General features: G+C 71.6%; 10 protein-coding genes. 4 read left to right on the plus strand and 6 right to left on the minus strand.

All coding sequences use genetic code 11. The features are described from left to right. Positions 1-15: 15 nt before the first annotated feature. Entirely contained in the window at positions 16-918 is a 903-nt protein-coding gene (locus ACWD04_RS15540) for a glycosyltransferase family 2 protein (protein ID WP_451132038.1), read from the minus strand. Between the two features lie 292 nt (positions 919-1,210). Between ACWD04_RS15540 and ACWD04_RS15545 the strand changes: the two genes are divergently transcribed. After that, the gene (locus ACWD04_RS15545; protein ID WP_451132040.1) at positions 1,211-2,209 is read left to right on the plus strand and encodes an aldo/keto reductase; all 999 of its coding nucleotides are present in this window, start codon (positions 1,211-1,213) and stop codon (positions 2,207-2,209) included. 30 nt (positions 2,210-2,239) lie between these two features. Here the strand turns inward: ACWD04_RS15545 and ACWD04_RS15550 are convergent, their stop codons facing one another. Further along, a complete protein-coding gene (locus tag ACWD04_RS15550) occupies positions 2,240-3,064 on the minus strand; it encodes an SAM-dependent methyltransferase (RefSeq protein WP_451132042.1) in 825 nt (274 codons plus the stop codon). A 209-nt stretch (positions 3,065-3,273) separates the two neighbouring features. Here ACWD04_RS15550 and ACWD04_RS15555 point away from each other — a divergent pair, with 209 nt between their 5' ends. Continuing rightward, positions 3,274-5,262, plus strand: coding sequence for a serine/threonine-protein kinase (locus ACWD04_RS15555; RefSeq protein ID WP_451132044.1), 1,989 nt, complete (start codon positions 3,274-3,276; stop codon positions 5,260-5,262). 72 nt (positions 5,263-5,334) lie between these two features. Here the strand turns inward: ACWD04_RS15555 and ACWD04_RS15560 are convergent, their stop codons facing one another. The 3 genes from ACWD04_RS15560 to ACWD04_RS15570 form a co-directional block, all read right to left on the minus strand. Continuing rightward, a complete protein-coding gene (locus ACWD04_RS15560) occupies positions 5,335-6,189 on the minus strand; it encodes a PhzF family phenazine biosynthesis protein (RefSeq protein ID WP_451132046.1) in 855 nt (284 codons plus the stop codon). Positions 6,190-6,359: 170 nt separating this feature from the next. Then, on the minus strand, positions 6,360-6,824 hold the full coding sequence (locus tag ACWD04_RS15565; protein ID WP_451132048.1) for a lamin tail domain-containing protein: 465 nt from the start codon (positions 6,822-6,824) through the stop codon (positions 6,360-6,362). A 148-nt stretch (positions 6,825-6,972) separates the two neighbouring features. Then, positions 6,973-7,728, minus strand: a complete 756-nt coding sequence (locus ACWD04_RS15570; RefSeq protein WP_451132050.1) for an SDR family oxidoreductase — start codon at positions 7,726-7,728, stop codon at positions 6,973-6,975. A 142-nt stretch (positions 7,729-7,870) separates the two neighbouring features. On the opposite strand from ACWD04_RS15570, the gene ACWD04_RS15575 reads away from it, so the two are divergent. Next, on the plus strand, positions 7,871-9,538 hold the full coding sequence (locus ACWD04_RS15575) for an alkaline phosphatase D family protein (RefSeq protein WP_451132052.1): 1,668 nt from the start codon (positions 7,871-7,873) through the stop codon (positions 9,536-9,538). A 24-nt stretch (positions 9,539-9,562) separates the two neighbouring features. Here the strand turns inward: ACWD04_RS15575 and ACWD04_RS15580 are convergent, their stop codons facing one another. Then, positions 9,563-10,570: a Gfo/Idh/MocA family protein gene (locus ACWD04_RS15580; RefSeq protein ID WP_451132054.1), complete on the minus strand. Its 1,008-nt coding sequence runs from the start codon at positions 10,568-10,570 to the stop codon at positions 9,563-9,565. Between the two features lie 85 nt (positions 10,571-10,655). Between ACWD04_RS15580 and ACWD04_RS15585 the strand changes: the two genes are divergently transcribed. Then, positions 10,656-12,035, plus strand: coding sequence for a multidrug effflux MFS transporter (locus ACWD04_RS15585; RefSeq protein ID WP_451132056.1), 1,380 nt, complete (start codon positions 10,656-10,658; stop codon positions 12,033-12,035). Positions 12,036-12,088 lie beyond the last annotated feature (53 nt).

Genomic DNA, 12,088 nt, shown 5'->3' on the forward strand with positions numbered 1-12,088 from the left:
GGCGGACCTGAGCGGTCAGACGAGGGGCGGGCGGCCCAGGCGTGTCATCCGCCACACCGTGCGCCAGCGCATCGGGTTCCGTTCGCCGCACTCGGTGCGCATCCCCTCGGCGAAGCCGGCCGCCCAGGCACGCAGGCCGGTGGCCGAGCGGGTGCGGGCGGCGGTGAGCAGGATCCAGGTGCCGAGGTAGGCGGGGACCAGGGGGAGCGGCAGGTTGCGGCGGGCCAGCCAGACGCGGTTGCGGGCCGTCATGCGGTAGTAGACCGCGTGACGGGCCGGGGAGGTCTTGGGGTGCTGGAGCAGCAGGCCGGGCTCGTAGAGGATCTTCCAGTCCGCGTCGAGCGCCCGCCAGGACAGGTCCGTCTCCTCGTGCGTGAAGAAGAACTCGGCCGGCCAGAGGCCGGTCTCGGCGAGCATCTTCATGGAGAGAGCGTGGCCGCCGCCGAGGAACGCGGTGACCGGGCCGCGGCGCATCGGATCCTTGGCGCGGAGGCGGGGCACGTGCCGGCGCTGGGTCTCGCCGTGTTCGTCGGCGATACGGAAGCCGACGATGCCGAGGCGAGGGTCGGCGGCGTACAGCTCCTGGACCGTGCGGAACACGGTCTTGTCCACCAGGAGCCCGTCGTCGTCCAGCTCGATCACCACGTCCACGTCGCCGAAATCGGCGAGTGCTTCCAGGGCCTTGTTGCGGCCGCCGGGGCAACCGAGGTTCTCGTCGAGTTCGAGCAGGGTCACGCCGCCGGCGAGGTCCGTCAGGCCGGGGAAGGAGCCGTAGTCGGGGAGCGGTGAGCCGTTGCCGACGACGATCACGCGGGAGGGCCGTACGTCCTGCATGGCCACCGACGACAGCAGTGCCTCGACCTGCTGCGGGCGGTCTCCCATGGTCACGACGGAAACGCCGATGCGTGGTTCGGACAAGGCTCGGCTCCTGGGGTTTCGGGTGGGCTCTCGATGGCTCGGTGCCGCGGTGTCCGCGATCGTAACGTCTCCTGTTCAGCTCCCCGTGGGTGCCCGGCCATCGGGAGGCCCGTCGTCGTTCGGCCTGGCGCACCTGCGGGCAGGCGGCGCCCCCTCGACGAGGTGTTGCCGACCGCGCGGCTGAGGCGGCGGCGCGGGCATGCGTGTACGTGAGCTGAGGCTGTGCCCGGGTGAGTGAGCCGCAGGCAGGCACTTGACTTGTTGTGCACTCCAACTCGTAGCTTCTGCGCCCATGCAGACAGAAACGGAATGGCAGAAGAGGACGCCGGGCCGCAGCGGGGTCGAGGTCGGTGCGCTCGGCTTCGGTTGCTGGGCGATCGGCGGCGAGTGGTCGACGCCCGACGGCAGCCCGCTCGGCTGGGGCACGGTCGACGACGACGAGTCGGTGGCCGCGATCCGCCGGGCGCTCGACCTCGGGGTGACGTTCTTCGACACCGCGGACGTGTACGGGGCCGGACACAGCGAACGGGTGCTGGGCCGGGCGCTCGCGGGCAGACGGGACGAGGCCGTCATCGCCACCAAGTGGGGCAACCTGTTCGACGAGCGGACCCGCACGATGGACGGTGCCGACCGGTCGCCCGCGTACGCCCGCAAGGCGCTCATCGCCTCGCTGCGCAGACTGGGGACCGACCGGGTCGACCTCTATCAGCTGCATCTCGGCGACACTCCGCTCGACGAGGCGGCGGAACTACGCGACGCCTGCGAGGAGTTCGTGGCCGAGGGGCTCATCCGTGCCTACGGGTGGAGCACCGACGACCCGGAGCGCGCCGCGCTGTTCGCCGAGGGTGAGCACTGCGCGGCCGTTCAGCATGCCTGCAACGTGCTGGAGGACGCCCCCGGAATGCTGGGCCTCAGCGAGGAGCGGGAGCTGATCAGCGTCATCCGGAGCCCGTTGGCGATGGGTCTTCTCACCGGCGTCCGCGACCCGGGCCGGAGGGCGGCCACGGGAGACATCCGGTCCACCCCGCCCGCCTGGCTCAGCTGGTTCGAGGCGGGCGGTGTGCCGGCGGAGCGCTGGGCGAAGCAGGTCGAGGCGGTCCGCGAGGTGCTGACCGCTGACGGCCGCACCCTCGCCCAGGGGGCCCTCGGCTGGCTGTGGGCGCGCAGCGGCCGGACGGTGCCGATCCCCGGCTTCCGTACCGTCGCCCAGGCCGAGGAGAACGCTGCGGCCCTCATCCACGGCCCGCTGCGGCCCGAACAGATGGAGGAGGTCGCCGGCCTGCTCGCGTGAGCCCGGGCAAGGCCCGGCCCGGGCCCGGGGTCAGGCCTTGCGGGCCACCGCCACGTACTCCCCGCTGTGCGCGTCCTCCTGGCCGGGGACCGGCTCACCGAGCTCCGGGTGCCAGTCCTCGGCGGCCACGATGCCGGGGGCGGCCAGGTCGAACCCGTCGAAGAAGCGGGCGAAGCGGTCGCGGTCGCGCATGTCCAGGGTGAGCCCGTTGGCCTTGTACATGTCGCGGACCTTTCGGGACGCCTCCTCGGGGTGGAAGTCCGGCGTGAGGTGCGAGATCACCAGGTAACTGCCGGGTGCCAGCGCGGCCGTCAGCCCCTCCACCACCTCGTAGGCGCCCATTTCGTCGCTCAGGAAGTGCAGCAGCGCGTTCAGGGAGAGGGCGACCGGCCGGTCGAAGTCGAGGATCTCCGCTGCCTCGGCGAGGATGCGGTCGGTATCCCGGGCGTCGGCCTGTACGTAGCCGAGGGCGCCCTGCGGAGTTCCGCTCAACAGGGCCTCGGCGTGACTGAGGACGACGGGGTCGTTGTCGCAGTAGACGACCCGGGCGTCCGGGGCGGTCGTCTGGGCCACCTGGTGGAGGTTGGGTTCGGTGGGGATCCCGGTGCCGATGTCCAGGAACTGCCGGAGCCCCTGACCGGCCAGCCACAGGGTGGCCCGGTGGGTGAACGCCCGGTTCATGCGCGCCATGACGGGGATGACGGGGGCGAAGGCGGTCAGCCGCCTGCCCAGCTCCTCGTCCACCGGATAGTTGTCCTTGCCGCCGAGATACCAGTCGTACAGCCGTGCCGGGTGCGGCTTGCCGGTGTCGATGTCAATGGGGGCCATCGCCGTCCCGTTCTCCGAAGCGGACATCTCCGCCCGCTGCGGGCCGGATGCCGAGTGCCTGATCAACCTGTATGCAGCTTAGGTGAGTTGGTCCGGGGGCGCAGAGGAGCGCCCCAGCCGGCAGGGATGTCACGGGCCCGCGCGGTGCTTGTCACCAACGGGCTACGCCACACAGGGGTGTCTGACGGGGCGTCTAGACTTACTGCGCATATCGATCACCACGCTTTGGGGGTTGGATGGGCAGCGAGGGAACGGTCGGCAGTGGTCCGGAGGACGGGCCGAACACGATGATCGCGGGCCGGTACAGGCTGCTGAGCCAGCTCGGGCGTGGCGGGATGGGGGTGGTCTGGGAGGCCCTGGACACGAGTCTGGACCGCAAGGTGGCCGTGAAGGGGCTGCTCTATCCCGGAGCGGCGAGCGCCGAGGCCCAGGCGAACTGGGTGAGCCGGGCGCGCCGTGAGGCCCAGGCCATCGCCAGGACCGGCCACCAGAACGTGGTCGCCGTGCACGATGTGATCGAGGACGGCAACCAGGTCTGGATCGTGATGGAGCTGCTCAACTCCCGCTCCCTCGCCGACCTGCTGCGCGAGCAGCAGCAGCTCTCCGTTCCGCACGCGGCCCGGATCGGTCTGCAGGTGCTGCGCGGGCTGGCCGCCGTGCACGAGTCCGGCGTACTGCACCGCGATGTGAAGCCCCACAACATCCTCTTCCGCCCCGACGGGCGTGCGCTCCTCATGGACTTCGGGATCGCCACCTTCGAGGGCGCGGCACAGGTGACCCGCTCCCACGAGATCATAGGGACTCCGCAGTACCTCGCACCCGAGCTGCTCAGCCACACACCGGACAACCCGCGCCCGGCCTCCACCGCGTCCGACCTGTGGGCGCTCGGCGTCACGCTCTACGAGATGGTGGAGGGAAAACGCCCCTTCGACGGCGGAGGGACCTTCGAAGTCCTCATCGCCGTACGTGAGTCGCCGGTGCCGCCCATGAAATACGCCGGCCCGCTCGCCGGACTGATCGAGGCACTGCTCGAGAAGGATCCCGGGCGGCGCCCGGACGCCGTCGAGACGGACCGGATGCTGCAGGCCGTGACCCAGGACGTCGTCGCGCTGGACACCCCGCCCGTCCGGGCGAGGCCCGCGGAGCCGGCGCCCGTGAGCACGCCGGAGCCCTCGGGGCCCGGACCCGCCGGGCCTGCGGCAGCGGCCGGTGCGCGGTCCGCGGAGCCGGTGGAGCCCGCGCGCTCCGCCGGACCCGGGGGAGCCGCCCGGCCGGAGGCGTCCGGCCGCGGACGCCGGGGCCGGTGGAAGATCCCGGCCGCCGTGCTCTGCGCGGCGCTGCTCGTCGGCGGAGGGCTGTTCGCCTGGGGGGAGCTGGGGGGCGACGAAGGGGCGACGGCCGGCTCAGGGACGGACAAGGGGGCCGCCGCGCCCGGGGAGACGGAGAGCCCGAGGTTCAGCGACACGCACAAGATCCTGCGCGTGGGCGTCAAAGCCGACCAGCCCGGGCTCAGTGTGAAGTCCGGCGACGACTACCAGGGGCTGGAGGTCGACCTGGCCATGAAGATCGCCCGGCACATGGGCTTCAAGGACGGCCAGGTGAAGTTCTCCAGCGTGAACTCCGGTAACCGCAGCGATCAGCTGAGGGCCGGGAGGCTGGACCTGGTGCTGGCCACGTACAGCATCAGCGAACAGCGCGAGAAGGAGGACGAGGTGAAGTTCGCCGGTCCCTACTTCAAGGCGCTCAAGGGGCTCCTGGTGCTCAAGAAACGGCAGTACAACGATCTCAGCGACCTGCAGGACGACCCCACCGCGGAGGTCTGCACCGCGAGGGAGTCGGTCTATGTTCCCTGGATCAAGAAGGAGGGGCTGGGAGACCAGATGGACCTCCGCGCCGGCTACGAGGACTGTGTGAAGGCGCTGCTGAACCCGAAGTCCGGCGTCTACGCGGTGGCCACGGACGACGTCATCGTCGCCGGGCTCGCCGACAAGTACGCCGAGCGGACGAAGGCGCTCGACAGTCTCGGGGGATCGGAGGGCTACGGAGTGGCGGTGGGGCCGGGGGACGCGCAGGCTGTGTTGCACCGGGAGGTGTGCGGGGCGCTGGCGGACATCATGGCGCAGCCCCAGGGCGCAGCCTCGCAGTGGGCGGAGGCCTACTCCCTGCATCTGCAGCCGATCATGAAGCAGCCCGCGCCGGAGGAGCCGAAGCTGACCTCGTGCTGAGGCGCGGGGTGCGCCCCGGCCCTGCCCACCGGCCGCCGGCCGAGGCGGGGTCCGGGCCCCGCACCCCGCCCGTCAGCCGATGCGGGTCCCTGTCCCGGTCACCCTGATCCGGGGGTCGCCGGGGCGCAGTTCGACGGTGAGGGTGCCGGGGCGGCCCATGTCGGCGCCCTGGTGCAGGGTGAGGACCGTGTCGTGCGGGACGAGGCCGAGCTCGCGTGCGTACGCGCCGAAGGCGGCGGCCGCGGCGCCGGTGGCGGGGTCCTCGACGACGCCGCCGACCGGGAACGGGTCGCGGACGTGGAAGACCGTGGCGGACTCCCGGCGCACCAGGTGGACGGTGGTCAGGTCGAGCCGGCGCATGAGGGCTTCCAAGCGGGCGAAGTCGTACGAGAGGTCGGCGAGGCGTTCCCGGCTCGCGGCGCCCAGCACCAGATGGCGGGCACCCGCGTAGGCGATGCGGGGCGGCAGGGCGGGGTCCAGGTCGGCGACCGGCCAGTCCAGCGCGGCCAGGGCCTCCGTCAGGTCACCGGCGGCGATGCCCTCGGTGTGAGGCTCGACGCTGGTGAGGGTGGCGCGGAGCTCGTCGCCCTCGCGGGTGACGGTGACCGGGACGGTCCCGGCGGGGGTGGAGAACACCAGATCGCCCGGGCCGTCCCGCTCCGCCAGCGCGATGGCGGCGGCGACCGTGGCATGGCCGCAGAAGGGGACTTCGGCCTTGGGGCTGAAGTAACGGACGGTGTATCCGCCGCGGCCGTCCGGCGCGCTGAGGAACACCGACTCGCTGTAGCCCAGCTCCGCCGCTACGGCCAGCATCTCGGTGTCGCCGAGCCGGGACGCGTCCAGGACGACTCCTGCCGGGTTGCCCCCGCCGGGGTCGGCCGAGAAGGCGGTGTAGCGGAGGACCTCGGCGCTGGTGAGTGAGCTCATGCCGCAGGTCAACCGAGGGGCGGGGGCGCGCATTCCCCGGCGGCGCCTGCGTGGATGCACGGGAGCTCGCCGAGGCGTCCGCGAGGGTGGCGCCAAGAGGGCCTGCCCCCCGGACCACCCCCTGGCCGCCGGCGCGCCCCCCCGGGCCGCGCCGGCGCTCTTCACCGCGGTCAGTGGCAGACCTTCACGCCGGCGCCCTTGCCCCAGGAGCAGGAGTCCAGGAGCGCACCGCTCGGCTTGATCAGCCGGGCCTTGTCTCCGGTGTTGTTCCAGACGTACGAGCCGCGGTTCCAGTACACGTGGGCCCCGGTGTTCCTGCCCTTGCCGGTGTGGACCCGGACCGTCTTCCCGGCGGCGACGGTGAAGCTGGGGAAGGTGTAGGTGTAGCCGGTGTTGTCCTTGAGCCTGTAGCCCCTGAGCTGCAGCTTGGACTTGCCGTTGTTGTGGATGTCCACGAATTCGGCGTTCAGGGACGTGTTCGTCCGGGTGTCCTTGCCGGGGCTGTCGTACTGGATCTTGCCGAGGTGCAGTCCGCCCTGGTGGGAGGCCGCCGAGGCCGGGGCCGTGACGAGGAGGGAGCCGGCCAGTGCGGTGGCGGCGGCCAGGGACAGGGGCGCGGCGATGCGTATGCGCATACTGTGTGTTCCTTCTGTGTTCCTTCTGTGTTCATCCGGTGAAGGTCAGCAGCATACGGGCAGCACGCGCTTGCCCGGACCCGGAGCGGGAAACCCGCAAGTTCCGTCATCCGGGGGCGAGTTCCGGGCAGGCGCGGACCGCCGTGGATCAGCCTCGGCCCACGTACGGCATGGCCGTTGCCAGCACCGTCGCGAACTGCACATTGGCCTCCAGCGGCAGCTCCGCCATGTGCAGGACCGTCCGGGCCACATCGTCCGCCGCCATGACCGGCTCGGCGGCCACTTGGCCGTTGGCCTGGAGGATCCCCGCGCTCATCCGCTCCGTCATGTCGGTCGCCGCGTTGCCGATGTCGATCTGCCCGCAGGCGATCCGGTACGGCCGACCGTCCAGCGACAGCGACTTGGTCAGGCCGGTGACCGCGTGCTTCGTCGCCGTGTACGCGATCGAGTGCGGGCGCGGCGCGTGGGCCGAGACCGAACCGTTGTTGATGATCCGGCCGCCCTGCGGGGTCTGCTCCTTCATCAGGCGGTACGCCGCCTGCGCGCACAGGAACGTCCCCGTCAGATTGACGTCCACCACCGCCCGCCAGTCCTCGTACGCGAGGTCCTCGACCGGCGTCGCACGCGGCCCGAACGTCCCGGCGTTGTTGAAGAGCAGGTCCAGCCGGCCGAAACGGTCCCGTACGGAGGCGAAGAGCGCGGCCACCCCCTCCGGGGTGCTCACGTCGGTGGGCAGGCATACCGCGGCGCCCGGGCCGGCCTCGGCGGCCGTCTCCTCCAGGGCCGCGGCCCGCCGCCCCGCGAGGACCACCGTCCAGCCCGCACCCGCGAGAGTGAGGGCGACCGCCCTTCCGATCCCGGATCCGGCACCTGTGACGACAGCGGTTCTCTGCTCAGCGTTCATGGCCCGGCAGCGTACGGGAGGTTTCAAGGCGGCCGGCACCCGGTGCTCATCGCGCCGCCACAAGGATGTTGTGTACCCGCCAACGGCAGGTCGTCGCCCCGCACTCCAATGCCTCTGACGACATCCGGCAGGGGAGGGGCATATGACACCCGCACAGATCGACAGGACGCCCGGCCAGCACGGCCATTCCGCAGAGCTACGCCGTGCTGCGCAGCGGCTCGGGTCCGGCGTGGACCGCCGCCGTTTCCTCACCGTCACCGGTGCCGCCGCCGCACTGGCCTTCGCGGTCAACCTCCCCGGCGCGGGTACGGCGGCCGCCGCCGAGCTCGACGCCCGGAAGATCACCGAGGATCCCTTCACACTGGGTGTGGCCTCCGGCGACCCGCTGCCGGACTCCGTGCTCCTGTGGACGAGACTCGCGCCCCGCCCGTACGAGGCCGACGGCGGGCTGCCCGTCGAGCGCGTCCAGGTCCGCTGGGAGATCGCCCGCGACGAACGCTTCCGCCGGATCGTCCGGCGCGGATCCACCACCGCCCACCCGGAGTTCGGGCACAGCGTCCACGTGGACGTGGACGGCCTCGACTCGGACCGGAGCTTCTACTACCGCTTCCGCGCCGGCAACTGGATCAGCCCCACCGGCCGCACCCGCACCGCACCGGCCCGCGGCGCCCGCAACAGCTCCCTGACCCTGGCCGCAGTCTCCTGCCAGGCGTACCACGACGGCTACTTCACCGCCTACCAGCACCTCGCGGACGAGGACGTCGACGTGGTCTTCCACCTCGGCGACTACCTCTACGAGTACGCGGTCACCGCCGTCGGAGGCGCCCGCAAGTACACCGACCGCGTCCTGCCGGACCACTACAACAGGGAGACGCTCACGCTGGAGGACTACCGCATGCGGTACGGCCTCTACAAGTCCGACCCCGACCTGCGCGCCGCCCACGCCGCGCACCCCTTCGTCGTCACCTGGGACGACCACGAGACCGAGAACAACTACGCGGGCGACACCCCGGAGAACAGCGTCCCGCCGGAGGAGTTCCTGCTGCGCAGGGCCGCCGCCTACCGCGCGTACTGGGAGAACCAGCCGCTGCGCACCCCACAGCGCCCCACCGGCCCCGACATGCGGCTCCACCGCCGGCTGCGCTTCGGGCGGCTCGCCCAGTTCGACATCCTCGACACCCGCCAGTACCGCAGCAACCAGGCGTACGGCGACGGCTGGAAGGTCCCCGGACCGGAGTCCGAGGACCCGTCGCGCACCATGACGGGCGCCGCCCAGGAACGCTGGCTGCTCGACGGCTGGAAGACCTCGGACGCCCGGTGGAACGTCGTGCCCCAGCAGGTCACCTTCGCCCAGCGGCGCGACGTGCCGACCGACGCCTACAAGCTGTCCATGGACTCGTGGGACGGCTACCCCGCCTCCCGGCAGCGGGTCATGGACGGGGCGGAGGCCGCCGGGATCGAGAACCTGATGGTCCTGACCGGCGACGTGCACGTCGGCTACGGCTTCGACCTCAAGAAGGACTTCGACGACCCGGCGTCCCGCACCGTCGGCACGGAGATCGTGGCCACCTCGATCGCCAGCGGCAAGGACGGCGCCGAGAAGCCCGCCAACTGGAACAACCTGACCCAGGCCAACCCGCACATGAAGTTCTACAACGGCCGCCGCGGCTACGCCCTCGTCACCCTCGGTACGGAGCAGGCGCGCGCCGACTTCCGTACGGTGTCGGCGGTCACCACGCCCGGCGCTCCCGTCACCACGGCCGGCTCCTTCGTGACCGAGGCCGGGAACCCGGGGCTCACCCCCGCGTAACCCGGCACCCGGCCCCGCGCGAGGTCAGGCGCGGTCGTCCGCCGGATAGCGGACGCCGACCCAGTCACGTACCGCGTCGAGCGTCCGCATCACGGCGAGCGAACCCTCCAACGGCACCAGCGGGGACTCCTTCTCACCCGCCAGCAGTGCGCGCGTCACCTCGGCCGCCTCGTACTGCATGCCCGAAAGACCCTGCGGCCCCGGCCCCGTGGAGATCTTCTCGGGCTTCCGGCCCGGCCGGTGCAGGAGGAAGTGCTCCGGGTGGAAGAAGCCCTGCGGGAAGTCGATCCGCCCCGCCGTGCCGGTGACCGACGCGACGGTCGGCAGGTCCCCGACGATGGAGCAGCTCAGCAGTGCCGTGGCGCCCGACTCCCAGCCCAGCAGCATGCCGGTGTTCAGGTCGACGCCCTCCGGGGACAGCAGTGCGTCCGCCTGCACCCGGTCCGGTTCACCCAGCAGCAGCTGTGCGAACGACACCGGATACACCCCGAGGTCCAGCAGCGCGCCGCCGCCCAGTGCGGGATCGCGCAGCCGGTGCTCGGCCCCGAAGGTGCCCGCGAAGCCGAAGTCGGCCTGCACGGTGCGGATCTCGCCGACAGCGCCGTCCCGCACCAGCTCGGTCATCCGCCGGATGAGCGGATTGCAGTACGTCCACATGGCTTCCATCAGGAAGAGCCCGCGCTCCCGGGCCAGATCCACCAGCTCCCGCGCCTCACGCTCGTTGAGCGTGAACGCCTTCTCGCACAGCACGTGCTTGCCGGCCTCCAGGGCGAGCCCGGCCGCCTCCCGGTGCGCCGAGTGCGGGGTGGCGACGTAGACGACATCGACGGAGTCGTCGGCGACGAGCTCCGCCCAGCTGCCGTACGCCCGCTCGATCCCGAACCGCTCGGCGAACGCCTCGGCGGAGGCCGCGGTCCGGGACGCGACCGCCACGACCTCGGCCCCGGAGTCCTTCATGGCCAGCAGATCACCCGTGAACGTCGCGGCTATGCCGCCCGTCGCCAGTACACCCCAACGCACAGTCCCGCTCATGCCCGCCCGCCCTCACCCGAAAAGGTATCGACCACTACGACTGACCTGAGAGCATAGATGCGGATTCAACGAAGCGGAGACGAGGATGCCGGACAGCGGCGTGAGCCGGGCCCAGCAAGAACACGAGCACATACCGACAAGCATCAAGGGCGCCGCACCGGGCGCCACGGCCACCGCCACCCCCACCGCAGTGGGTGCCCCGGCCGCCTCCAAGACCACCACGCCGGGCATCCCGACCACCGCACGGCGGGCCGGACTCCTGGTCACCCTGGTGCTGGGCGGGCTCACCGCACTGCCGCCCCTCTCGATGGACATGTACCTCCCGGCACTCCCGGCGGTCACCGACGCGCTGCACGCCCCGGCCGCCACGGTCCAGCTCACCCTGACCGCCTGCCTCACCGGCATGGCGCTCGGCCAGCTCGTCGTCGGACCCATGAGCGACCGCTGGGGACGACGCACCCCGCTGCTCATCGGGATGGTCGTCTACGTGATCGCCACCGCGATCTGCGCCGTCGCCCCCACCGCGGAACTCCTCATCGGCTTCCGCCTCCTCCAGGGCCTGGCCGGCGCGGCCGGCATCGTGATCTCCCGGGCCGTCGTCCGTGACCTCTACGACGGCGACGAGATGGCCCGGTTCTTCTCCACCCTGATGCTGATCTCGGGAGTCGCACCCGTCATCGCGCCCGTGATCGGCGGACAGGTGCTCCAGTTCACCGACTGGCGCGGCATCTTCGTCGTCCTCACCGTCGTCGGCATCCTGCTCACCCTCGTCGTCTGGAAGTGGCTGCACGAGACACTCCCGGCGGCGGAGCGGCACACCGGCGGTGTCGGCGACGCGCTGCGCACCATGCGCGGACTGCTGGCCGACCGGGTGTTCACCGGTTACGTGATCGCGGGCAGCCTCGCCTTCGCGGCGCTCTTCGCCTATGTGAGCGCCTCACCGTTCGTCGTACAGGAGATCTACGGGGCTTCCCCGCAGACCTTCAGCCTGCTCTTCGGCGTCAACTCCATCGGGCTGATCGCCGTCGGGCAGATCAACGGCAAGCTGCTCGTCGGCAGGGTCAGCCTGGACAAGGCGCTCGGCTTCGGCCTGGCCGTGATCTCCCTGGCCGCGGTCGCCCTGCTGCTGATGACCTCCGGGGTCTTCGGCGAGGTCGGCCTGCTGCCCGTCGCCGTCGGACTGTTCGTGCTCATGTCCGCGATGGGCCTCGCGATGCCCAACACCAACACCCAGGCCCTGATGCGCACCAGGCACGCGGCCGGCTCGGCCTCCGCGCTGCTGGGGACGTCCCAGTTCCTGATCGGTGCGATCGCCTCACCGCTGGTCGGGATCGCCGGTGAGAAGACCGCCGTGCCGATGGCCGTGGTGCAGGTGGTCTGCGCCCTGTCCGCGTTGGTGTGCTTCCTGGCGCTCTGCCGGCCGTGGCGGACCACGCGCGCCGCTCGGGAGCCGCTCGCGAAGTAAGCCGGCTGAACCGGCCGGGGCCGGCCCGTTCAGCCCACGCGCGGACAGCTCGC

The sequence above is a fragment of the Streptomyces sp. NPDC002911 genome (genome assembly GCF_053591835.1).